21 protein-coding genes are annotated in these 22814 nt (G+C 63.9%); 16 read left to right on the top strand and 5 right to left on the bottom strand.

The features are described from left to right. From RX329_RS29240 to RX329_RS29220, 5 genes are all read right to left on the bottom strand, one after another. On the bottom strand, positions 1–873 hold the full coding sequence (locus tag RX329_RS29240; RefSeq protein ID WP_026233618.1) for an ABC transporter ATP-binding protein: 873 nt from the start codon (positions 871–873) through the stop codon (positions 1–3). Beyond that, positions 870–1778 (bottom strand): ABC transporter permease, encoded by a 909-nt coding sequence (locus RX329_RS29235; protein WP_410706071.1) that lies wholly within the window; start codon positions 1776–1778, stop codon positions 870–872. Before RX329_RS29235 ends, RX329_RS29240 begins: the two co-directional genes overlap by 4 nt. Further along, positions 1775–3196, bottom strand: a complete 1422-nt coding sequence (locus tag RX329_RS29230; protein WP_162496366.1) for an ABC transporter substrate-binding protein — start codon at positions 3194–3196, stop codon at positions 1775–1777. The genes RX329_RS29235 and RX329_RS29230 overlap by 4 nt, the downstream gene beginning before the upstream one ends. A 181-nt stretch (positions 3197–3377) precedes the next feature. Next, a complete protein-coding gene (locus RX329_RS29225; protein ID WP_018458610.1) occupies positions 3378–4157 on the bottom strand; it encodes a Crp/Fnr family transcriptional regulator in 780 nt (259 codons plus the stop codon). A 191-nt stretch (positions 4158–4348) separates the two neighbouring features. Beyond that, complete coding sequence (locus RX329_RS29220; RefSeq protein ID WP_018458611.1) at positions 4349–4645, bottom strand: gamma-butyrobetaine hydroxylase-like domain-containing protein; 297 nt, start codon at positions 4643–4645, stop codon at positions 4349–4351. Between the two features lie 208 nt (positions 4646–4853). Here RX329_RS29220 and RX329_RS29215 point away from each other — a divergent pair, with 208 nt between their 5' ends. From RX329_RS29215 to mmsB, 16 genes are all read left to right on the top strand, one after another. Then, positions 4854–5627, top strand: coding sequence for a ferredoxin--NADP reductase (locus RX329_RS29215; protein ID WP_018458612.1), 774 nt, complete (start codon positions 4854–4856; stop codon positions 5625–5627). Between the two features lie 104 nt (positions 5628–5731). After that, positions 5732–7474: a fumarate reductase/succinate dehydrogenase flavoprotein subunit gene (locus tag RX329_RS29210; protein WP_026233620.1), complete on the top strand. Its 1743-nt coding sequence runs from the start codon at positions 5732–5734 to the stop codon at positions 7472–7474. A gap of 28 nt (positions 7475–7502) precedes the next feature. Beyond that, complete coding sequence (locus tag RX329_RS29205; RefSeq protein WP_007593252.1) at positions 7503–7736, top strand: ferredoxin family protein; 234 nt, start codon at positions 7503–7505, stop codon at positions 7734–7736. A gap of 2 nt (positions 7737–7738) precedes the next feature. Then, complete coding sequence (locus tag RX329_RS29200; RefSeq protein ID WP_085352336.1) at positions 7739–8716, top strand: HEAT repeat domain-containing protein; 978 nt, start codon at positions 7739–7741, stop codon at positions 8714–8716. Positions 8717–8827: 111 nt separating this feature from the next. Then, complete coding sequence (locus tag RX329_RS29195) at positions 8828–10000, top strand: fumarylacetoacetate hydrolase family protein (protein ID WP_026233621.1); 1173 nt, start codon at positions 8828–8830, stop codon at positions 9998–10000. Positions 10001–10445: 445 nt separating this feature from the next. After that, positions 10446–11411, top strand: a complete 966-nt coding sequence (gene ytfQ / locus RX329_RS29190) for a galactofuranose ABC transporter, galactofuranose-binding protein YtfQ (protein WP_018458617.1) — start codon at positions 10446–10448, stop codon at positions 11409–11411. Positions 11412–11530: 119 nt separating this feature from the next. Further along, positions 11531–13075 (top strand): sugar ABC transporter ATP-binding protein, encoded by a 1545-nt coding sequence (locus RX329_RS29185; protein ID WP_317244736.1) that lies wholly within the window; start codon positions 11531–11533, stop codon positions 13073–13075. Continuing rightward, positions 13072–14064, top strand: coding sequence for an ABC transporter permease (locus RX329_RS29180; RefSeq protein ID WP_018458619.1), 993 nt, complete (start codon positions 13072–13074; stop codon positions 14062–14064). Before RX329_RS29185 ends, RX329_RS29180 begins: the two co-directional genes overlap by 4 nt. After that, complete coding sequence (gene yjfF / locus RX329_RS29175) at positions 14061–15041, top strand: galactofuranose ABC transporter, permease protein YjfF (RefSeq protein ID WP_247300160.1); 981 nt, start codon at positions 14061–14063, stop codon at positions 15039–15041. Before RX329_RS29180 ends, yjfF begins: the two co-directional genes overlap by 4 nt. Next, complete coding sequence (locus RX329_RS29170) at positions 15038–15817, top strand: FadR/GntR family transcriptional regulator (protein ID WP_018458621.1); 780 nt, start codon at positions 15038–15040, stop codon at positions 15815–15817. Before yjfF ends, RX329_RS29170 begins: the two co-directional genes overlap by 4 nt. Continuing rightward, complete coding sequence (locus RX329_RS29165; protein WP_018458622.1) at positions 15814–16740, top strand: Gfo/Idh/MocA family protein; 927 nt, start codon at positions 15814–15816, stop codon at positions 16738–16740. The genes RX329_RS29170 and RX329_RS29165 overlap by 4 nt, the downstream gene beginning before the upstream one ends. Positions 16741–16742: 2 nt before the next feature. Continuing rightward, entirely contained in the window at positions 16743–17819 is a 1077-nt protein-coding gene (locus RX329_RS29160; RefSeq protein WP_026233622.1) for an aldose epimerase family protein, read from the top strand. Further along, complete coding sequence (locus RX329_RS29155) at positions 17819–18697, top strand: SMP-30/gluconolactonase/LRE family protein (protein WP_018458624.1); 879 nt, start codon at positions 17819–17821, stop codon at positions 18695–18697. The genes RX329_RS29160 and RX329_RS29155 overlap by 1 nt, the downstream gene beginning before the upstream one ends. A 70-nt stretch (positions 18698–18767) precedes the next feature. After that, the gene (gene chvE / locus RX329_RS29150; protein WP_007593237.1) at positions 18768–19841 is read left to right on the top strand and encodes a multiple monosaccharide ABC transporter substrate-binding protein; all 1074 of its coding nucleotides are present in this window, start codon (positions 18768–18770) and stop codon (positions 19839–19841) included. Positions 19842–20026: 185 nt separating this feature from the next. Then, a complete protein-coding gene (gene mmsA, locus RX329_RS29145) occupies positions 20027–21604 on the top strand; it encodes a multiple monosaccharide ABC transporter ATP-binding protein (protein ID WP_317244735.1) in 1578 nt (525 codons plus the stop codon). Beyond that, positions 21601–22791 (top strand): multiple monosaccharide ABC transporter permease, encoded by a 1191-nt coding sequence (gene mmsB / locus RX329_RS29140; protein WP_317244734.1) that lies wholly within the window; start codon positions 21601–21603, stop codon positions 22789–22791. The genes mmsA and mmsB overlap by 4 nt, the downstream gene beginning before the upstream one ends. Positions 22792–22814 lie beyond the last annotated feature (23 nt).

Raw genomic sequence — 22814 nt, 5'->3', positions numbered from 1 at the left:
CTAAATCACATCCGCGAGCGAGTGCCCGTGCAGCTCGATGTTCAGCCCCTGCATGCCCATGTCGTTGAGCTCGCCGCCCATCGCCTTGATGCTCTCCTCGCGGATCAGCGACATCAGTCCGCGGCGCAATGCCAGGAATTCCGACGACATCATCATCGACTGCTGCCGCGGCCGCTCCAGCGGGATCGGAATCTCCGCCTTGATCGAGCCGGGGCGTGCGGTCATGCAGTAGACACGGTCGGACAGGAAGATCGCCTCGTCGATGTCGTGGGTGACGAATAGCACCGAGATCTTCAGCCGCTGCCACATGTTGGTGAGGATCTGCTGCATGATGACCCGGGTCTGCGCGTCGAGCGCGCCGAAGGGTTCGTCGAGCAGCAACACTTTGGGTCCCGTCGCGAGCGCGCGGACGATGCCAACGCGCTGCTTCATGCCACCTGAGAGTTTCTCGGGGTAATGCTTTTCGAAGGCTTCGAGGCCCGCGAGTCCCAGCAGCGTGCGGGCGGCGCGCTCGCGCTGCGAGCGCGGCATGCCGCGCATCTTCAGGCCGAACTCGACGTTCTCCCGCACGGTCTTCCAGGGAAACAGCGAATATTGCTGAAACACCATGCCGCGCTCCGCGCTGGGGCCGTTCACCTTCTCGCCGTCGACGGTGACGATGCCCGTGGTCGGCTTGAGGAAGCCGGCAACCGCGTTGAGCAGCGTCGACTTTCCGCAGCCGGAGGGCCCGACGATCGAGACGAACTCGCCAGGCTTCACATGAATCTGCGTATCGGCGACGGCTTCGACCGGCCCCTCGATGCTGTCGTAGCTGAGGGAGAAGTTCTTGACCTCGATATGGCCCTGCGGTGCCTTGACAACGATCTCACTCATCTTGACCTCCACGGCATCACCAATTGTCCGGCGCCTCGGATCAACATGCTCGATCCGAGGCCAAGCACGCCGATCGCGATCATGCCGAGCGCGATGTCGGCATACTGGACCAGCGAATAGGCCTCCCAGGTGAAATAGCCGATGCCGTACTGTCCGGAGATCATCTCGGCAGCGATCAGCGACACCCAGGCCACGCCCATGCCGACGGTGAGGCCGGTGAAGATGTGCGGGAGCGAGGCCGGAAAATACACATCGCGGAAGATCGAGCGCTCCCGCGCGCCGAGACATTGCGCGGCACGCACCAGCACGGGATCGACCAGCGACATGCCGTGCAGCGTGTTGACCAGGATCGGGAAGAACGATCCGAGGAACGTGATGTAGACGATGCTCTGCTCGTTGGTCGGCCACAGCATGATCGCCATCGGCACCCAGGCGATCGCCGGGATCGGCCGCAGCACCTCCGCCACGGGAAAGATGATCTCGTGGACGAGCTTGAAGCGGCCCATGATCAGGCCGAGCGGCACCGCGACGATCGCCGCGAGCGAGAAACCGAAGAAGATGCGGCGGCAGCTCAAGAGGACGTGCAGCAGGAATTTCGGATCGTGGATCGCCTTGGTGAAGCTCGCATAGACCGCGAGCGGCGAGGGCACGTTGGTGAAGCGCACGAAGAACACGACGCGATAGGTTGTCAGCAGATGCCAGACCAGCAAGAAGGCGAGCAGCGAGATGATGCCGATCGCGGTCGCGCGCAGCCCGCCCCGGTTGAGCCGGTACCAGCGCAGTGCGAGCGTGCCGAAGGAGGGTGGAGACGCGGGTGGCGTGGAGGCGGGCATGGCGCTTGCCTCCGCGATTGCACTTGCCGGCATGCTGTCCTCGGAATGTCTGCGGAGGGCGGGACTGCTCACGTCTTACCCCCGCCGACCGCCGCCTTCACCGCGTCGTCGAAGCCGAGCACCTTGCCGCTGATCTTGGCGGCATAGGCTTCGGCGTCCTTTTTCAACAGGAACGGCGCAACCTCGCCATTGCCGACCGCGAAGAAAGCCTGGTCGGCGAACAGCTTGATGCCGCGGGTTGTATCGAAAACGTAGGCGACGTTGATCTTCTTGCCCTTGGCTTTGTAGTCGGCATAGGCCCCGAGCGTGCAGCTGGCTGACGAGAAGGGCACGATGCCTGAATCGTCGACCCAGACCTCGCCGGCCTTGCGCGGATCGGCGATCGGTTTCTTGCAGAAGGAATCGTCGCCGGAGATCTCGTAGTTCTTGGTGCTCGCAAGCTGCGCGTCATAGTCGAGCTTCATCTCGGCATAGGCTTTGCGGATGTAGCTGTCGTCGACCCATTTCTTCGGGTCGAACTCCTTCATCCGGCCGAGGTTCTGCAGCACCTTGACGTCGGCCGTGGCAGCGTCGATCAGCGCCGGCTTGATCGAGGGATCGGTCGTCATGTTGCCGCTGGGGCCGAGAAAGATATAGACGACCTCCTTGCTGATGCCGGTCCATTCCTGGATCTTCTCGGCGGCGAGCTTGGGATCGTCGCGCAGCCATTGATTGGCGGCGATCACCGCCTTGAAGTAGGCGACGACGACTTCGGGATATTTTTCGGCGAAATCGGTTCGCACCACGATGCCGTGGAAAGTCGGGAGATTGGTCTCGACGCCGTCGAAGATCTTTCGCGCAAAACCGCGGAACGGCAGCAACTCGGCGAACGGAACGAAGTCGGCATGCGCGTCGATCTTCTTCTCCTGGAGATTGGTCGAGCCGACCTCCGGACTCTGGCTCACCAGCTGGAAGAAATCCGATGCATAGCCGCGGTCCTGCATCGCCTTCAACACCATGCCGTGTGCGGCCGAGCCGAACGGCACGCTCACGAGCTTGCCCTTGAGATCGGCGAGATCGTAGTAGGGCGAATCCTTGTGAACGACGATGCCGTTGCCGGAGCCCGACAGGCTGTAGGCGGCGATGCCGATCAGCCGGCTCTTGCTCTCGGGATTGCTGTCAAAAGTGAAGCCGTTCACGATCAGCGGATAGTCGCCCATCATGCCGATCTGCAGCTTGTTGGCCATCATCGCGTTGGTGACGGGCGGGCCGGAGGTGAAGTTCTGCCACTCCAGCTCGAACTTGATGTTGGCGTATTTGCCGTCTTTCGGCAGATATTTTTCGAGGAGATGGAGCTGGCGGATGACGACGCCGGCGGTCACCGTGTTGGTTGTGGTGTCCTGCGTTCCGATGCCCAGCGTGACGGTTTCCGCCGCGGCCGGCTGCGCGAGGAGAAGCGCCAGCGACGTCACCGACATCGCGATCGAGAGCGTGGGAAGATGGCGGACCATTCTCATCCTCATTCGGTTGGATGTGCTGTGGTTGCCATGATTGGGTGAGGGCGTGGGCAGGGCAAATCCGGAATGAGCGCCACAGTCGATTAGTTGCCGGGAAAAGTTGATTGCATACTCCTTGGGCAGTCCTGCACTATTAAGCCGCTTGCATGGGCACCGGCCCTGGTCGCAAGCTCGGTCAGTCGGCCGCCTGCCCTCGCATCTCTTCCAGCACGTCGGACCGGCAGACCACGATCTGCGAGCGCTTGGTCAGCACGATTCCCTTTTCCTGCATGCGCTTCAGGCTGATCGTGACCCATTGCCTGGTGGCACCGACCATGTGGGCGATATCGGCATGGGTGAAGGCGGCCGCGATCACCCGGCCGTCGGCGTCATCGACGCCATAGAGGTCGACGAGATGCAGCAACAGATGCGCAAGGCGCTGTGTGATCGAGCGCGTTCCCAACATCTGGGCCAGCGCCGAATAGCACTTGCCCTTGAAGGTCAGGCCTTCGATCAGGCCGATCGCGAGGTTCGGGATCTCGACCGCAAGGGATCGTAGCTCCTTTCCGGGCAGATGCACCACGCTGCAATTGCTGGATGCAACGCCGGACCATTGATGCACGGTGCCTTCGAACACTTCCGGCCCGCCGACGAAATTGCCGACATGCCAATAGGCCAGCGTGATCTCGCGGCCGAGCGGAGAGGTGTAGAACACCCGGATCCGGCCGCTCTCGATCAGCCAGATACCGTCATGCTTGCCACCCTGGCTGAACAGCGTCTGGCCACGGTTGAGCACTTTTCGGCGGCCCTGCTTCAGCACCAGCTCCCGCTCGCGCTGGCTGAGCTTGTCCATCAAGGGCGGCGGTCCGCCGATCCATTGCTGGTTCTCGGTGAGCAGCAGCGAGGAACCGCCGGTAGGCCGGACCGTTGCGGGAACCGTCCCGCGAACCACATTGGCCGCCGCCTGCAACATCATCTGCCTCCGGAACGTTCAAACCGTTCTAAAGAGGAGCAATGTCCGTGCCAGATTCACTCCGCTGTCATCGCCCGGCTTGACCGGGCGATCCAGTATTCCAGAGACGTCAATGGGCTATCGAGAAGCCGCGGCGTACTGGTTCCCGCCTTCGCGGGGAATGACAGCGAAGCTTGGAAGACGACCTGTGGCGTCTACCGCCCCACCAGGCTCAGCAAATACGGCTTCGGGTAAATCCCCCGATTGTGCCCATCCGAAAACGAGATGTTCAGCCCGTAACCGAGATCGCCGATCTCGGTGATCGCGATGCCTGGAAACCGCTCGGGAAAGCGGCCGTCGAAGCGGGCGCGGGTGCAGTGGGCGCATTTGCAGGAGAGGCGGAGCGTTTCCGCCGCCAAGTCCAGCGTGTCGTCCTGAGCGGTGCGGACGCGGAGCGTCGCGAGGTCGGCGCTTGCTTCGTAATCTGCCACGGTCGGTCCCACCAAGGTCATGACGTGTCTCCGACCCTTCTCTACCTTGCCGCAGCACTGCCGCGATAGCAACTAATTGCCAGGCGCAGGGTGCGCGGCGCTGATCGTCGCTGGTGCTGTTCGATCATCGCCCACGAAATGTGAAACTAATCGACCGGCAATTTCAGTTCGGCGTTGCCGGATTCCTGTCTCTCCGAAACCTTGTGCGCAATCGAGATCAGGAGAGACAATGAGTGCATTTCAGAGGGAAACGGTCCTGTCGGTCAGGCACTGGACCGATAGCCTGTTCAGCTTCACCGCGACGCGCGATCCGGGCTTCCGCTTCCAGAACGGCCAGTTCGCGATGATCGGGTTGGAAGTCGAGGGCAAGCCGTTGCTGCGGGCCTACAGCATGGCGAGCGCCAATCACGAGGAGGCGCTCGAGTTCTTCTCGATCAAGGTACAGGACGGTCCGCTGACCTCACGCCTTCAGAAGATCAGGGAGGGAGACGTCATCCTGGTCGGCCGCAAGGCCACGGGCACGCTGATCACGGGCAATCTCATTCCCGGCAAACGCCTGTTGCTGCTCTCGACCGGAACGGGACTCGCGCCGTTCGCCAGCCTGATCAAGGACCCCGACGTCTACGAGAATTATGAAACCATCGTGCTCGCCCATGGCTGCCGCCAGGTCTCCGAGCTCTCCTATGGCGAGCACCTCGTGGAAGGCCTGCGAGATCACGAGTTCTTCGGGCCGCTTATCCGTGACAAGCTCGTCTACTACCCGACCGTCACCCGCGAGCCGTTCAGGAATCGCGGCCGCATCTCCGACCTGATCGCGTCGAACCAGCTCTTCGACGATATCGGGCAGTCGGGACTCGACATCGAGACCGACCGCATCATGCTGTGCGGCAGCCCGGCGATGTTGGAGGAACTTCCCGCGATGCTTTCTGCGCGCGGCTTTGTCGAGGGCAATCACAGCCGGCCCGGCCATTTCGTGATCGAAAAGGCCTTTGTCGAGCGCTGAGGCGCAAATCGCAGCCCGGCGACAACTAATTGCTATCGCCGGGACGCCTGCTGAACAAATCTGATGCAAAGGCGCCGGATCTGCCGGCGGACCAGGAGCAAGCGATGTCACTAGATCAGATCGTCGACGGACTTTCGGAGGTTTCCTGCGACGTGCTCGTTATCGGCGGCGGCACTGCCGGCCCGATGGCGGCGTTGAAGGCGAAGCTGAAGAATCCGAAGGCCAACGTCGTCCTGCTCGAAAAGGCGAACGTCAAGCGCTCCGGAGCGATCTCGATGGGCATGGACGGCTTAAACAATGCCGTCATTCCCGGCTACGCGACGCCGGAGCAGTACACCAAGGAAATCACCATCGCCAATGACGGCATCGTCGATCAGAAGGCGGTCTACAAATACGCGCAGAACTGCTACTCGATCATCGAGGAACTCGACAGTTTCGGCATCCGCTTCCTGAAGAACGAGAACGGCGACTACGCCGTCAAGAAGGTGCACCACATCGGCACCTACGTGCTGCCGATGCCGAACGGCGAGACCGTGAAGAAGGCGCTGTATCGCCAGCTCCGGCGTGCCCGCATCCTGATCTCCAACCGCTATATGGCGACGCGGCTGCTCAAATCCGCCGATGGCCGCATCGCCGGCGCGATCAGCGTCAACACCCGCACCGCCGAGATGCTGGTGATCAAGGCCAAGGCCGTCATCCTGTGCATGGGCGCCGCCGGCCGTCTCGGCCTGCCGACCTCGGGCTACATGTTCGGCACCTACGAGAACGCGGCCAATTCCGGCGACGGCTATTCCATGGCCTATCACGCCGGTGCAGCACTGGCGAACCTCGAATGCTATCAGATCAATCCGCTAATCAAGGACTATAACGGCCCGGCCTGCGCCTACGTCGCCGGTCCCTTCGGCGCCTTCACCGCCAACAACGAGGGATCGCGCTTCATCGAATGCGATTACTGGTCCGGCCAGATGATGCTGGAGTTCTACAACGAGCTGTTGTCCGGGAAGGGCCCGGTGTTTCTCCAGCTCAAGCATCTTCACCCCGACACCATCTCGGAGATCGAATCGACGCTGCACAAGGTCGAACGTCCCACGCGCGGCCTGTTCCAGCAGGGGCGCGGGGTCGACTACCGCAGCGAGTCGATCGAGATGCACATCTCCGAGATCGGCTTCTGCTCCGGTCACAGCGCGTCGGGCGTGTTCGTCGACGACAACGCGCGCACCACCGTCCCGGGCCTCTATGCCGCCGGCGACATGGCGAGCGTGCCGCACAACTACATGCTCGGCGCCTTCACCAACGGTTCGGTCGCCGGCGTCGACGCGATGGAGTTTGCGGACAATCACGACTTCGCGGAATTCGACGCGGCTGAGGTCGCCCGCGAACGTGACCGCGTCATGGCGCCGACCAAACGCGAGGACGGTATTCCGCCGAACCAGATCGAGTACAAGACGCGGCGTCTCGTCAATGACTATCTCCAGCCGCCGAAAGTCACGCGCAAATACGAGCTCGGCATGCGCCGGCTCGCTGAAGCGAGGGAAGACATGCAGGAGCGCATGATCGCGCGCAATGCGCACGAACTGCTCCGCGCGCTCGAAGTCCAGTCGATCATGGATTGCGCGGACATGGCTGTGCATGCCTCGCTCTACCGCGAAGAAAGCCGTTGGGGCCTCTATCACTGGCGGACGGATTTCCCGGAGAAGGACAACGAGAACTGGTTCTGCCACACGTTGCTCAGCAAGCAGGATGGCAAGATGACCAGCGAGAAGCGTGCCGTGGAGCCCTATATCGTACCGATCGCCGACGATGAGAAGGATCTCTACGACAAGCAGCGCATCCGCGCGACAGCCTGACCCGCCGCACAAATACAGGAGACATACGATGCCTCTCGCTTCCTATCAGACATCGGTTCCGGTGGTCGTCGATGACGCCAAATGCATCGCGGACAAGGGCTGCACGGTGTGCGTCGACGTCTGTCCGCTCGACGTACTGCGTATCAGCGATATGACCAACAAGGCCTACATGGCCTATGACGAATGCTGGTACTGCATGCCCTGCGAGGCGGATTGCCCGACCGGCGCCGTCACCGTCAACATTCCTTATCTCCTGAGGTAGCCATGTCGAGCCCGTTCGAATCCTACGACGATCTCGAAGACGCCGACGAGCGGCTCCAGGCTGCCGATCCAGGGGAGCGCCGCGTCGCGATCATCGCGCTCGGCCATTCCGGCGATCCCGCCGCCGTCGGCCATCTCGCCAAAATGGTCGCCGATCCTGATGCCGGCGTCCGCCAGCAGGTCGCGATGGCGCTCGGCGAGTTCGACGGGCCGGAGGCCGCGGCTGCGCTGGTGAAGCTGCTCGTCGATCCTGAACGAATCGTTGCGTCCGCCGCGGCCGACAGCATGGCGGAGTTCAAGGATCCGGCTTGCGCCGAGATCATCCTGCCGCTGGTCAAGCATGCCCACGCCTTCGTCCGCATGGGCGCGTTGCGTGCGCTGAAGGAGCTGCGCTGCAAGGACACACTGAAACCGGCGCTGGAAGCGCTCCAGGATTCCGATGCCGCCGTGCGGGTGCAGGCGATCGGCGTGATCGGGTTCCTCAAGCTGGAGGAATCAATTCCGGCGCTGACCGCGCTGATCAACGATCCCGACGCGCATGTGCGCCGTGCCGCCGTCAGCGCGCTCGCCTTCTCGCAGATGAAGCCCGCGGCCGAGATGATCACGCGCGCGTTGAAGGATTCGGACTGGATGGTGCGGGAGATGGCCGCGGAAACGCTGGGCCTCAACGTCAACGGATCGATTGCCGCCGACCAGCTCATCGCTTCGCTCAGTGACGAGTTCTGGCAGGTGCGGCTGAAGGCAATCCGCAGCCTTGGCCGGATGAAAATCGAGCGCGCGGTGCGCCCGATCGGCAACTGCGTGAACCATGAGCAGGCCAATCTGCGGAAAGAGGCGGCGGCTGCGCTTGGCGAGATCGCCCACCACGACGGCGAAGCGTTCCTTGCCGTCATCGCCGACGATCCCGATCCCGAGGTGCGCAAGAACGCGCGCTGGGCGCTTCAGCAGATTGCGGCCCGAAAAGCGCGGGCGGGGGCATAGAAGCGCGGCGGGCTGCCGCGCTGGACTTCCCGTCCCAGACGTTTATTGGTCTTCGCCAATGTGATAGGCCTCCGCGAGCGAGGCCGATCCGAAAAGAGCGAGGATACGCCCATGACGACATTGACGGTAAAGGACCTTCTTCCCGAGGACGGCACGCGGGGAACGCTCGTCGGCCGCGTCTGGCTGCCGCAGGCGAATGGCCCGGCCGTGGTCGCCGTGCGCGGCGATGGTGTGTTCGACGTCACCGCAAAATTCCCGACCGTCAGCGCACTCTGCGAGGAAGACAATCCGGCGAAGGCGCTTGCCGCGACCAAGGGCGAGCGCATCGGCGATCTCGAGGCCATCGTCGCCAACACGCCTCCCGATCAGCGCGATCCGAAAAAACCGTGGTTGCTTGCGCCCGTCGATCTCCAGACGCTGAAGGCGGCCGGCGTCACCTTTGCCATCTCGATGCTGGAGCGCGTGATCGAGGAGCGGGCAAAGGGCAATCCGGCCTCGGCCGAAGCGATCCGGAAGGAAGTGACCCGGCTGATCGGCGACGATCTGTCGAAGCTCAAGCCGGGCTCGGACAAGGCGATGCACCTGAAGCAGGTGCTGATCGACCAGAACGCCTGGAGCCAATATCTCGAGGTCGGCATTGGCCCCGATGCCGAGGTCTTCACCAAGGCGCCGACCTTGTCGTCGGTCGGCACCGGCATGGATGCGGGGCTGCATCCGAAGTCGACCTGGAACAACCCCGAGCCGGAGCTGGTGCTGTTCGTCTCGAGCCGCGGCACGATCGTCGGTGGCGCCCTCGGCAACGACGTCAATCTGCGCGACTTCGAGGGCCGTTCGGCACTGCTGTTGTCGAAGGCCAAAGACAACAACGCCTCGTGCTCCATCGGCCCGCTGCTGCGCCTGTTCGACGACAGCTTTACCCTCGACGACGCCCGCAAGCTCGACATCAGCCTGAACGTCAAGGGGCAGGACGGTTTCGTCCTCGACGGCCATTCCTCGATCAGCATGATCAGCCGCGATCCGACCGATCTGGTCGAGCAGACCATCGGCAAGGTGCACCAATATCCCGATGGCTTCGTGCTGTTCCTCGGGACCATGTTCGCGCCGGTTAAGGATCGCGACGCGCCGGGACAGGGGTTCACCCACAAACGCGACGACATCGTCACGATCTCGGCGCCCCAGCTCGGCAAACTCGTCAACCGCATGCGGGCCAGCGACGAATGCGAGCCCTGGACGTTCGGCATCGGCGCGCTGATGAAGAATCTCGCGCAGCGCAAGCTGATCTAGCTCACTGCACGCCGGATGTGGGGGACTCTCCACGAGTCGCTTTGCCTCGATCGACGCAGAAACTCTCTCCCCACCGTCATTGCGAGCGCAGCGAAGCAATCCAGAATCCCTCCCCGGAAAGACTCAGGATTGCTTCGCTGCGCTCGCGGTGATGGGGGGAGGGGTTGCGGGTTCGCCTTTCACCATCCTCCTAGACAGTGTCTTCGCCCCAACTGCCGCATCATTTCGTTCATCTCCGCGTTGCATCCGTGGAATAAAATCGCGCTGCGCGTGACATAGAAGTCGCTCATCCGCTCGCGCGCGCTTTCCCCCTCAATAGTCAAATAATATGACTAGTCGGAACCAAACTTCCGTGAAATAGTCCCTCCCGCCACCTCAAAGGTCGGCCTGTGGGTGCGATGCTACCAATCGGCGCCCCCGGATAACATTTTGGGAGACACGCCTGATGATCGTCAAAGCCCTCTTTGCGGCCAGCGCGACGGCCGCGTTGCTGCTCGCGCTGCCGGCGAATGCCGCCGAGCTCACCATTGGCTTCTCGCAGATCGGATCGGAATCCGGCTGGCGCGCGGCCGAGACCTCGGTCTCCAAGCAGGAGGCCACCAAGCGCAAGGTCAATCTCAAGATCGCCGACGCGCAGCAGAAGCAGGAGAACCAGATCAAGGCGATCCGCTCCTTCATCGCGCAGAATGTCGATGCGATCTTCCTCGCGCCCGTCGTCTCAACCGGCTGGGACTCGGTGCTGAAGGAAGCCAAGGAGGCCAAGATCCCGGTCGTGCTGCTCGACCGCGACATCGATCCCTCCGGCAAGGAGCTCTATCTCACCGCCGTGACCTCCGACAGCGTTCACGAAGGCGAGGTCGCGGGTGACTGGCTGGCGAAGACCGTCGGCGCCAAGGCCTGCAACATCGTCGAATTGCAGGGCACGGTCGGCGCGAGCGTCGCCGCCAACCGCAAGAAGGGGTTTGACACCGCTATCGCCAAGCATGCGAACCTGAAAGTGGTGCGCAGCCAGACCGGCGACTTCACCCGCGCCAAGGGCAAGGAAGTGATGGAAAGCTTCATCAAGGCCGAAGGCGGCGGCAAGTCGATCTGCGCGGTCTATGCGCACAACGACGACATGATGGTCGGCGCGATCCAGGCGATGAAGGAGGCCGGCCTCAAGCCCGGCAAGGAGATTCTCACCGTCTCGATCGATGCGGTCCCCGACATCTTCAAGGCGATGGTCGCCGGCGAAGCCAATGCCACGGTCGAGCTGACGCCGAACATGGCAGGCCCCGCGCTCGATGCCATCGCGGCCTTCAAGGACAAGGGCACCGTTCCGCCGAAATGGATCCAGACGGAATCCAAGCTCTACACCGCCACCGATGATCCGCAGAAGATCTACGACAGCAAGAAGGGCCTCGGTTACTGAGGCGAGAGTGTCGCCGGACGGCCGTGCTTCGGCAGTCCGGCGATCCCGCTCGAAACCGCTGCGCGAACGAACAGGCTCCGTGTCCGCATTGTCAGCGGGCGCCCTTGGGAGTGAATGTCATGGAGAACAGCCAGGATTCCGCTGCTTCCCTGCTGGAGGTGCGTGGGATCAGCAAGAGCTTTGGCGCCGTGCGTGCGTTGCAGGAGGTCGACTTCACGCTTCGCGCCGGCGAGATCCATGCGCTGCTTGGTGAGAACGGCGCGGGCAAGTCCACGCTGATCAAGGTCGTGACGGGCGTATTTCCGCGCGATGCCGGCATCGTCAGACTGGGCGGCGAAGAGGTCGCGCCGCGGTCGGCCAAGGCGGCGGTTCAGGCCGGCATTGCGACGGTCTACCAGGAAGTCAATTTGCTGCCGAATCTCTCGGTGGCGCAGAACCTGTTCCTGGACCGGCAGCCGACGCGCTTCGGCGTCGTGCGCGAGGGCGAGATGCGACGGCGCGCGAAGTCGCTGCTCGCGGATTTCGGTCTCGACATCGACGTATCAGCGCCGCTTGGCAATTATTCGGTGGCGATCCAGCATGTCACCGCGATCGCGCGCGCCGTCGATCTCTCCGCGCGCGTGCTGATCCTGGACGAGCCGACCGCGAGCCTCGACCGCCATGAGGTCGAGATCCTCTTTCGCATCATGCGTCAGCTTGCCAAGCGCGGCATTGGCATCGTCTTCGTCAGCCATTTCCTCGACCAGGTCTACGAGATCTCCGATCGAATCACCGTTTTGCGAAATGGTCGCCTTGTCGGCGAGCGCGAGACCGCGTCGCTGTCGCGGCTCGAGCTGATCCGGATGATGCTCGGCCGCGAACTGGCCGAGACCACCAGCGCGCGGGCCGCGACGCGCGACCATCAGGCCCGCGAAGTCTGCGCAAGCTTCGAGAATTATGGCAAATCAGGCTATGTCGCGCCGTTCAATCTCCAGCTGCGCCATGGCGAGGTCGTCGGCCTCGCCGGCCTGCTCGGTTCGGGCCGGACCGAGACGGCGCGGCTGGTGTTCGGCGCCGAGCGCGCCGATGGCGGGCAGGCGAGGGTGGAAGGCGCGCCTGTCCGGCTTCAGTCGCCGCGCGACGGCGTGCGCCACGGCTTTGGCTATTGCCCTGAGGAGCGCAAGACCGACGGCATCGTCGCCGAGCTCACCGTGCGCGAGAACATCGTGCTCGCGCTCCAGGCCAAGCGCGGTCTACATCGGCCGCTGTCGCGACGCGAGCAGGACGAGATCGCAAGCCGTTACGTCAAGATGCTCGACGTTCGCCCGCCCGATCCGGAGCGTCCCGTTGGCCTGCTGTCCGGCGGCAATCAGCAGAAGGTCCTGCTGGCACGGTGGCTTGCGACCTCGCCACGGCTGCTCGTGCTGGACGAGCCGACCCGCGGCATCGACGTCGGCGCGCATGCCGAGATCATCCGCCTGATACGCGAGCTCTGCGACGACGGACTTGCGCTGCTCGTGATTTCCTCCGAGCTCGACGAGATCGTGACCTATTCCGACCGGGTCGTGGTGCTGCGCGACCGCGCGCATGTCGAAGAGCTCGCCGGCGAGGCGATCGATGTCGGCAGCATTCTCGCGGCCATTGCGGCCGACGGCGCCGCGACAGCGCATGAGGGCAGGGCATGACCGCGCTGTTGCCGCGCCGCGGCCTTGCCCAGATCCTCGCGTTGATCGTCATCCTGGCGGTCGATCGCGTGGTATCGCCGCAATTCTTCGATCTGCGCCTCCAGGACGGCCGGCTGTTCGGCAGCCTGATCGACGTGCTCAACCGCGGCACGCCGGTGGCGCTGCTCTCGCTCGGCATGGTCCTGGTGATCGCGACGCGCGGCATCGATCTGTCAGTTGGCGCTGTGATGGCGATCTCGGGCGCGATCGCGGCGAGCCTCGCCGACAACCACAGTCTGGTCGTGGTGCTGGCGGCTGCGCTCGGCACCGGCCTGATCTGCGGGTTGTGGAACGGATTTCTCGTCGCGGTGCTCGGCATGCAGCCGATCGTGGCGACCCTTATCCTGATGGTTGCGGGGCGCGGCATCGCCCAGCTCATTACCGAGGGCCGCATCGTGACCTTCTCCTCGCCCGATCTGGTCTGGCTCGGCAACGGCTCCATCCTCGGCGTGCCGGTGCCGGTCGCGATTGCGCTGGGCATGCTGATCCTCACCGGCGCGGTGGTGCGCGGCTCGGCACTCGGATTGCTGATCGAGGCCACGGGCGGCAATGCGCGGGCAAGCGAACTCGCCGGCGTCGGCACGCGCGCGATGATTTTGGCGGTCTATGTCTGGTGCGGCGTTTGCGCTGCGCTTGCCGGCGTCATCGCGGCGGCCGACATCATGGGGGCGGATGCCAACAATGCCGGCCTCTGGCTCGAGCTTGATGCCATCCTCGCGGTGGTGATCGGCGGCACCTCGCTGTTCGGCGGCCGCTTCAGTCTCGTGCTGGCCGTACTCGGCGCGCTGATCATCCAGACCATGAACACCGGCATTCTGCTGTCGGGCTATCCGCCGGAGTTCAATTTGCTGGTCAAGGCGGTGGTGGTGCTCGCCGTGCTGCTGCTGCAATCGCCGAAGCTGTCCGGCTTTGCCGGCGTCGTGACGCGGCTGCGGAGGACCAAGGCATGAAAGGCCTGCCGCCCGTCCTCATTACCGCGGTCGTGCTCGTCGCGGGATTTGCGCTCTGCGCGATGCAGTTTCCCAACATCGCTTCCACTCGCGTGGTCGGCAATCTCCTCACCGACAACGCCTTCCTCGGCATCGTCGCGACCGGCATGACCTTCGTCATCATTTCCGGCGGCATCGATCTCTCGGTCGGCTCGGTGATCGGCTTCACCACGGTGTTCGTCGCGCTGGCGATCGAGCGCTGGGGAATGCCGCCCCTGGTCGCCTTCGTCGCCATTCTCGCGCTCTCGGCCGCCTTCGGAGCGGCGATGGGCGCGGTGATCCATGTCTTCGATTTGCCGCCTTTCATCGTGACGCTCGCCGGCATGTTCTTGGCCCGGGGTGCCAGCTTCCTGCTCTCGACGGAATCGGTGCCGATCACAGCACCGGTCTATTCCACCGTGTCGGACTTCGCACTGCGACTACCCGGCGGTGGACGGCTGACGGCGGTCGCGATCATCATGCTTGCGATCGTGATCGGCGGCGCATTGCTGCTGCAGCTCACCCGGTTCGGCGCCAATGTCTATGCGCTCGGCGGCAGCCGGGCGACCGCTAGCCTGATGGGGGTCGCCGTCGGCAAGATGACGGTGAAGATCTACATGCTGTCGAGCCTGCTCGCCGGCATCGCCGGCATCGTCTTCTCCTTCTACACCAGCGCCGGCTATTCGCTGTCCGCCGTCGGCGTCGAGCTTGACAGCATCGCGGCCGTCGTGATCGGCGGCACGCTGCTCACGGGCGGGCAGGGCTCGGTGATCGGCACCTTCCTGGGCGTGCTGATCCAGGGCATGATTCAGACCTATATCAATTTCGACGGAACACTGTCGAGCTGGTGGACCAAGATCGCGACCGGCGTGCTGCTGTTCGCCTTCATCGCCTTGCAACAGGGGTTGGTCGCGCTCGCGCGCCGACCCGTGGCAAAGCGCCTGGGAGCAGTCTCATGACCACCTCGCGCATCCTCGTCATCCCGACGCGCCGGGCGCACTCCAATCACGCGGAGGTGGCCCGCTCGATCGGCGTTGACATCATCGCCGGTCGCTACGCGGAGGGAACGCGCCTGCCTGGCGATGCCGAAATGATCGCGATGTTCGGGGTGTCGCGGCCGGTACTACGGGAGAGCGTCAAGACGCTGGTCGCCAAGGGCCTGCTCACCACCAAGGCCCGCGTCGGCACCGTCGTGCGCGAACGCGTCGCCTGGAATATGTTCGACGCCGACGTGCTGGCCTGGCACCTGGACGCCGGGATCGACAAGCGTTTCCTCAACGACCTCGCCGAGATCCGCCTCGCGGTCGAGCCGCGCGCGGCGATGTTGGCGGCGGCGCAGCGGTCGGAGCAGGATCTGTCCGAGCTTCGGCGCTGCATGGAGCGGATGCGACTTGAAGCCTCCGACTCCGTTGGCTTCGCCGATGCCGACCTCGCGCTCCACGTCGCCGTCGCGCGCGCCTCCGGAAATCTGTTCATGCGCTCGATCGGGCACGTCATCGAGGCTGCGTTGCGCGCCTCATTCCTGCTCAGCGCACCGGTCGAACCGGAGGACCGCGACACCGTTCTGCTCTGGCATCAGAAGATCGTCGATGCCATCGCCGCCGGTGATGCCACGACTGCGTCGGAGGCGATGGTCTACGTCATTCACAACGGCATGCGCCGCCACGAGGGTACAGTGATCGAGACTGTACCGGCCGAAGCGCTGCCGTCCGCGGAAGCTGGAGAAACATCGTGACTGAACTTCGCATCGCCATCGTCGGCTTCGGCAAGATCGCGCGCGACCAGCATGTCGGCGCCATTGCAGCGGTTCCCGGCGCGACGCTGGCCGCCGTCGCCAGCCGCAATGCCTCGTTGCCGGATCTGCCGCATTTCGCGACCATCGAGGAGCTGCTGGAAAAAGGTCCGCCGATCGACGCGGTGTCGCTCTGCACGCCGCCTCAAGTGCGCCGCGCCCAGGCGGTCGCAGCGCTGAGGGCCGGCAAGCACGTCATGCTGGAGAAGCCGCCCGGCGCCGGCGTTGCCGAGCTCGATCCGCTGATCGCGATGGCGGGTGAGACCAAGCGAACGCTGTTTGCGACCTGGCATTCGCGCCATGCGCCGGCAGTCGAGCCGGCGCGCGAGTGGCTCGCCGCGCGCCGCATCCGTTCCGTGCACGTCAACTGGAAAGAGGACGTCCGCGTCTGGCATCCCGGGCAGGCATGGATCTGGGAGCCGGGCGGGCTCGGGGTGTTCGATCCCGGCATCAATGCGCTGTCGATCCTGACCAGGATCCTGCCGAAGCCCGTGTTCGTCAACGCGGCCGAGCTCGCCTTCCCCGCCAATTGCCAGGCGCCGATCGCCGCGAAGCTGACGCTGACCGACATCGACGGCCTACCTGTGACCGCCGAGTTCGACTTCCGCCAGACCGGGCCGCAGAGCTGGGATATCCTCGTCGAAACCGACCAGGGCCGGATGACGCTATCACGCGGCGGCCGGATCATGGCGATCGACGGCAAGACCGTTGCCGAGGCGCCCGATGAGGAATATCGGGAGCTTTACCGGCACTTCGTCGCGCTCGCCGCGACAGGCGCGAGCGACGTCGATTTGGCGCCGCTTCGTCTCGTCGCGGACGCCTTCCTGCTCGGCAGGCGCACGATCGTCGAACCGTTTGTGGGTTGATCATGGCTGGATCGAAAACAGAAAGAGACGTGTTCGGAACGCTGCCGGACGGCCGCAAGGTGGACCGCATCGTGCTGCGCGGCGAGGGCGGGTTCGAGGCGCGCATCATCACCCATGGTGCAGTCTTGCAGGCCTTGATCGCGCCGGACGGCAAGGGCGGCCACGACGACGTCGTGCTCGGCCATGATGGGTTTGCCGGCTATCTCGCCGAACGAAAGTTCTTCGGCGCCACCGTCGGCCGCTACGCCAATCGCATCGCCAACGGACAATTTTCGCTGGACGGCGAGACGGTGCAGCTTCCCGTCAACAACGGTCCGAATGCGCTGCATGGCGGCCTCGACGGCTTCGACCGCAAGCTCTGGGACATTGCGGAGGTCGACGATGGCGCCGAGCCCGCGGTCACGCTGACCTACACGAGCTCGCATGGCGAGGAAAACTATCCCGGTCGGCTCGATGTGCGCCTGACCTATCGTGTTACCGGCCCGGCTGAGCTATCCCTGATCATGGAGGCGCGGACCGACCGGCCGACCATCGTCAACCTGACCAACCACAGCTTCTTCAATCTGGAGGGCGCGACATCAGGCACGCCCATACTCGATCACAAGCTGACGGTCGCGGCCGGGCATTTCCTCGCGATCGACCCCACGGCCATTCCGTTGCCGGAGCCGCCGCGCAGCGTTGCCGGCACGCCGTTCGATTTCCGGGAGCCTCGGCCGATCGGCGAGCGCGTCCGCGAGAGCGACCAGCAATTGCGCAACGGCAGGGGCTACGACCATACCTACTGTCTCGCGCGCGACGGTAAGCTCAGTCTCGCGGCGCGACTGGAGGCGCCGCGCTCGGGGCGCATCATGGAGCTGTTCACCGATCAGCCCGGTCTGCAGGTCTATTCGGGCAATTATCTCGACGGCACGATTTCGGGCAAGGGCGGCAAGCTCTACCGGCAGTCGGACGCGATGTGCCTGGAGCCGCATATCTGGCCGGACGCACCGAACCGGCCGGATTTCCCGAGCCCGCGCCTAGCGCCCGGCGAGGTCTATCGCCATCATACGGTCTATCGCTTTGCGGTGAGGACGTCCTGATGGAACAGGTGCCGACCTCGGTTCTTTCGGACGATCCTTGCCATCTCGGCGAGGGGCCGACCTATGACGTGACCACGGACACCGCCTGGTGGTTCGATATCCGGGAGGGGCGACTGTTCGAGGCGCAGCTCGGCAGCGGCAGCATTCGCGTTCATGCGCTGGGCCGGATGGCGAGCGCGCTTGGGCGGATCGATGCCGAAAGGCAGTTGATCGTCGCGGAAGACGGCCTCTATATCCGCAAAATTGCCGACGGCGCGATGAGGCTGCTCTGTCCGCTTGAAGCCGACAATCCCGCGACCCGCTCCAACGATGCCCGCGTGCATCCCTCCGGCACGTTCTGGATCGGCACTATGGGCCGGAAGGCGGAAGCAGGGGCAGGCGCGATCTACGCGTTCCATCACGGCGAGATATCGATGCTGTTTCCGCGCATCAGCATTCCCAACTCGATCTGCTTCTCGCCCGATGGCGCCACGGGCTACTTCGCCGACACGGCGCGCGCGGTGCTCTACGCGGTGCCGCTCAATCCCGTCACCGGCCTGCCGCGCGGCGAGCCGGAGGTGCTGCTGCGCCACACCGGCGTTGGCGGCCTCGACGGTTCGGTGTGCGATGCCGACGGGCAGATTTGGAACGCGTGCTGGGGCGCGAGCCGCATCGACGTCTACTCTCCGCAAGGCGAACGCCTGCGTTCGCTGAGCGTGCCGGCAAAGCAGGCGAGCTGCCCCGCTTTTGTCGGTCCTGGTCTGTCGCGTCTCCTCGTCACCTCGGCCTGGCAGGACATGGATGCGGCGGCGCGTGCCGCCGATCCGCAAGCCGGCTACACCTTCCTGTTGGAGGCCACCGCGCGCGGTCGCGCGGAGCCTGACGTCAAGCTCGCATAGGAGGCTAGAAGCCGCACACCAAATTTCTCGACGACACGAAAAAACAGTCTGACATCCAAGGGAGTGAAACATGTTGAAACTGAAGACCACCTTCCTCGCGCTGGCGCTGGCCGGCGCTGCGACGATGGCCGCGGGCGTCACCGCCTCGGCCCAGGACAAAGCAACAGTCGGCATCGCCATGCCGACCAAATCGTCGGCGCGCTGGATCGACGATGGCAACAATATGGTGAAGGTGCTGAAGGAGCGCGGCTACAACACCGACCTGCAATATGCCGAGGACGACATTCCGAACCAGCTCTCGCAGGTCGAGAACATGGTGACCAAAGGCGCGAAAGCGCTGGTAATCGCCGCGATCGACGGCACCACGCTCTCCGACGTGCTCAAGCAGGCGAAAGCAAAAGGCATCACCGTGATCGCCTATGACCGCCTGATCCGCGGCACGCCGAACGTCGACTATTACGCCACGTTCGACAATTTCCAGGTTGGCGTGCTCCAGGCCGAATCGATCGTGCAGGGCCTCGGTCTTAAGGACGGCAAGGGCCCGTTCAACATCGAGCTGTTCGGCGGCTCGCCCGACGACAACAACGCTTACTTCTTCTACAACGGCGCGATGAGCGTGCTGAAGCCGTACATCGACAGCGGCAAGCTCGTCGTCGTCTCCGGTCAGATGGGCATGGATAAAGTCGCGACGTTGCGCTGGGACGGCGCCACCGCGCAGGCCCGCATGGACAATCTGCTCAGTGCCTACTACGGCAACAAGAAGGTCAACGCGGTGCTGTCGCCGTATGACGGCCTGTCGATCGGCATCATCTCCTCACTGAAGGGCGTCGGTTATGGCAGCGCCGGCCAGCCGATGCCTATCATCTCGGGCCAGGATGCCGAGGTGCCCTCGATCAAGGCGATGCTGCGCGGCGACCAGTATTCGACCATCTTCAAGGACACCCGCGATCTCGCCAAGGTGACCGCCGACATGGTCGACGCTGCGCTTGCCGGCAAGCAGGTCACCGTGAACGACACCAAGACCTACGAGAACGGCGCCAAGACCGTGCCGTCCTATCTGCTCAAGCCGGTCGTGGTCTACAAGGACAATTGGGAGAAGGTCCTGGTCGACAGCGGCTACTACAAGAAGTCGCAGTTCCAGTAGGCTTCTTTTCTTTTCCCTCTCCCCGCTTGCGGGGAGAGGGTTAGGGTGAGGGGAAGCCTCCGCGAGGAAGGATGCAGTGCGTCTCGCGGAGACTCCCCCTCACCGGATCGCATCGAACGATGCGATCCGACCTCTCGCCGCGAGCGGGGAGAGGTGATCTAACACTGATTGAGGGACGTGAAATCATGACCGCAATGCTGGAGATGCGTAACGTCAGCAAGAGCTTTTCCGGTGTGCAGGCGCTGCGTGATGTCAACTTCTCGGTTGAAGCCGGGCAGATCCACGCCCTCGTCGGCGAGAACGGTGCCGGCAAGTCCACGCTGATGAAGGTCCTCAGCGGCGTCTACCCGGCCGGCAGCTACGAGGGCACCATCATCTTCGATGGCGAGGAGCGCCGCTTCCGCGACATCAACGATTCCGAGGCGCTCGGCATCATCATCATCCATCAGGAGCTGGCGCTGATCCCGCTGATGTCGATTGCCGAAAACATCTTCCTGTCGCATCCGCCGTCCAAGCTCGGTGTGATCGATCGCGACGAGGTCTATCGGCGTACCCGGGAACTCCTGGCTCAGGTCGGCCTCAAGGAATCGCCGGACACGCTGATCACCGATCTCGGCGTCGGCAAGCAGCAGCTGGTCGAGATCGCCAAGGCGCTGTCCAAGCGGGTGCGGATGCTGATCCTGGACGAGCCGACCGCCAGCCTCAACGAGGCCGACAGTGCCGCGCTGCTCGAACGTCTCATGGCCTTCCGCGAGCAGGGCATCGGCTCGATCCTGATCTCGCACAAGCTCAACGAGGTCGCCCGCGTTGCCGATCACATCACCGTCCTGCGCGACGGCCGCACCGTCGACGGCATCGACTGCCGCGCCGAGCCGATCCAGGAGGACCGCATCATCCGCAGCATGGTCAACCGCGATCTCGCCCATCGCTTTCCGGAGCGCAGCGCAAAGATCGGCGAGCCCGTTCTCACCGTCGAGAGCTGGTCGGTCTACCATCCCATCCATCCCGAGCGGCAGGTGATCAAGAACGTCGATTTCAGCGTGAAGCGCGGCGAGGTCGTCGGCATTGCCGGATTGATGGGCGCCGGCCGCACCGAATTCGCCATGAGCCTGTTTGGCCGGTCGTGGGGCACCACGATCAGCGGTCGCATCCGGCTCGAGGGCCATGAGATCGTGCTGCCAAACGTGGCGGCCGCGATCGACGCCGGCCTTGCCTATGTCACGGAGGACCGCAAGCAGCTGGGACTGATCCTCGCCGACGACGTCCGCAAGAACATCACGCTCGCAAGCCTCGACCAGGTCGCTCCTCGCCGCGTCATCGACGACATCGCCGAGCTGAAGGTCGCCAGCGACTACCGCAACCGGATGCGCATCCGCTGCTCCGACGTCTATCAGGAGACCAGCCAGCTCTCCGGCGGCAACCAGCAAAAGGTCGTGCTGTCGAAATGGCTGATGACCGACCCCAAGGTCTTGATCCTGGACGAGCCGACCCGGGGCATCGACGTCGGTGCCAAATACGAGATCTACTGTATCATCAACGAGCTTGCAGAAGCCGGCCGTGGCGTGGTGGTGATCTCCTCGGAGATGCCCGAGCTACTCGGCATCTGCGACCGCATCTGTGTCATGAACGACGGCGCCTTCGTCGGCGAGTTCAAGGGACGTGATGCGACGCAGGAAAAGATCATGCGCGCCATCATGCGCAACGACAGAAATTATGGAAGCAGCGCCCTTGCGGGTGCGGAGATGGGAGGATCGCAGCCATGACCGACAAGACGGTTTCGCTGCCCGAGGAGGGCCGGCACGGCAGCTTCATCAAGAACAATCTGCGCAATTACGGCATGCTGATGTCGCTGATCGCGATCATGCTGTTCTTCCAGGTCATGACTGGCGGCACGCTGCTGCAGCCGCTCAACCTGACCAATCTGGTGCTCCAGAACAGCTACATCGTCATCATGGCGCTCGGCATGCTGCTCGTCATCGTCACCGGCCATATCGACCTCTCGGTCGGCTCGGTCGCGGGCTTCGTCGGCGCGGTGGCTGCCGTGCTCATGGTGACCTACAAGGTCGACTACGCGCTCGCCTTTATCGCCTGCCTGCTGCTGGGCGCGGCGATCGGCGCCGCGCAGGGCTATTGGGTGGCCTATTTCAAGATACCGTCCTTTATCGTGACGCTGGCCGGCATGCTGGTGTTCAAGGGCCTCGCGCTTGCGGTATTGCAAGGCCAGTCACTAGGACCGTTCCCGGCCACCTTCCAGAAGCTGTCCTCCGGCTTCATTCCGGAGATGCTGCCCGAGGCCGGCACGCTGCATCCGACGTCGATGCTGGTCGGTGCGGTGCTCGCGCTCGGCCTCGTCTACGCCAGCGCCAAGGGGCGCTCGCGCGAGCAGCTGCACGGCATCGAGGTCGAGCCTTACGCGTTCTTCCTCGGCAAGAGCATTCTCCTGGCTTGCGCTGTGCTCTATTTCACCTATCTGATCGCCTCGCATCGCGGTCTGCCGAACGTGCTGGTCATCATGACCGCGCTGATCGCGCTGTACGGTTTCGTCACCCGCCGCACCGTCATCGGTCGGCAGGTCTACGCGGTTGGCGGCAATGCGAAAGCGGCAAGCCTGTCGGGCATCAAGACGGAACGGTTGACCTTCCTCACCTTCGTCAACATGGGCGTGCTCGCTGCGCTCGCCGGCCTCGTCTTCGCCGCGCGCCTCAACACAGCAACGCCGAAGGCGGGCCTCGGCTTCGAGCTCGACGTCATCGCGGCCTGCTTCATCGGCGGCGCCTCGGCCTATGGCGGTGTCGGCCGCGTCGGTGGCGCCGTGGTCGGCGCCATGATCATGGGCGTGATGAACAACGGCATGTCCATCCTCGGCATCGGCATCGACTATCAGCAGGTCATCAAGGGCCTGGTCCTGCTCGGGGCGGTGTGCATCGACGTTTATAATCAGCGGAGATGAGGCTGCCGCCGACTACGATCGGC

This window comes from Bradyrhizobium sp. BWC-3-1 (assembly GCF_032917965.1).
Classification (GTDB): domain Bacteria; phylum Pseudomonadota; class Alphaproteobacteria; order Rhizobiales; family Xanthobacteraceae; genus Bradyrhizobium; species Bradyrhizobium canariense_D.
The sequence above is the reverse complement of the archived record's forward strand: the minus strand, read 5'-3'. Positions and strand labels throughout refer to the sequence as shown.

Coding starts and splice junctions, on each gene's coding strand:
- RX329_RS29240 (WP_026233618.1), bottom strand. CDS start 873: ATGAGTGAGATCGTTGTCAAGGCACCGCAGGGCCATATCGAGGTCAAG.
- RX329_RS29230 (WP_162496366.1), bottom strand. CDS start 3,196: ATGGTCCGCCATCTTCCCACGCTCTCGATCGCGATGTCGGTGACGTCG.
- RX329_RS29225 (WP_018458610.1), bottom strand. CDS start 4,157: ATGATGTTGCAGGCGGCGGCCAATGTGGTTCGCGGGACGGTTCCCGCA.
- RX329_RS29220 (WP_018458611.1), bottom strand. CDS start 4,645: ATGACCTTGGTGGGACCGACCGTGGCAGATTACGAAGCAAGCGCCGAC.
- RX329_RS29215 (WP_018458612.1), top strand. CDS start 4,854: ATGAGTGCATTTCAGAGGGAAACGGTCCTGTCGGTCAGGCACTGGACC.
- RX329_RS29210 (WP_026233620.1), top strand. CDS start 5,732: ATGTCACTAGATCAGATCGTCGACGGACTTTCGGAGGTTTCCTGCGAC.
- RX329_RS29205 (WP_007593252.1), top strand. CDS start 7,503: ATGCCTCTCGCTTCCTATCAGACATCGGTTCCGGTGGTCGTCGATGAC.
- RX329_RS29200 (WP_085352336.1), top strand. CDS start 7,739: ATGTCGAGCCCGTTCGAATCCTACGACGATCTCGAAGACGCCGACGAG.
- RX329_RS29195 (WP_026233621.1), top strand. CDS start 8,828: ATGACGACATTGACGGTAAAGGACCTTCTTCCCGAGGACGGCACGCGG.
- ytfQ (WP_018458617.1), top strand. CDS start 10,446: ATGATCGTCAAAGCCCTCTTTGCGGCCAGCGCGACGGCCGCGTTGCTG.
- RX329_RS29185 (WP_317244736.1), top strand. CDS start 11,531: ATGGAGAACAGCCAGGATTCCGCTGCTTCCCTGCTGGAGGTGCGTGGG.
- RX329_RS29180 (WP_018458619.1), top strand. CDS start 13,072: ATGACCGCGCTGTTGCCGCGCCGCGGCCTTGCCCAGATCCTCGCGTTG.
- yjfF (WP_247300160.1), top strand. CDS start 14,061: ATGAAAGGCCTGCCGCCCGTCCTCATTACCGCGGTCGTGCTCGTCGCG.
- RX329_RS29170 (WP_018458621.1), top strand. CDS start 15,038: ATGACCACCTCGCGCATCCTCGTCATCCCGACGCGCCGGGCGCACTCC.
- RX329_RS29160 (WP_026233622.1), top strand. CDS start 16,743: ATGGCTGGATCGAAAACAGAAAGAGACGTGTTCGGAACGCTGCCGGAC.
- RX329_RS29155 (WP_018458624.1), top strand. CDS start 17,819: ATGGAACAGGTGCCGACCTCGGTTCTTTCGGACGATCCTTGCCATCTC.
- chvE (WP_007593237.1), top strand. CDS start 18,768: ATGTTGAAACTGAAGACCACCTTCCTCGCGCTGGCGCTGGCCGGCGCT.
- mmsA (WP_317244735.1), top strand. CDS start 20,027: ATGACCGCAATGCTGGAGATGCGTAACGTCAGCAAGAGCTTTTCCGGT.
- mmsB (WP_317244734.1), top strand. CDS start 21,601: ATGACCGACAAGACGGTTTCGCTGCCCGAGGAGGGCCGGCACGGCAGC.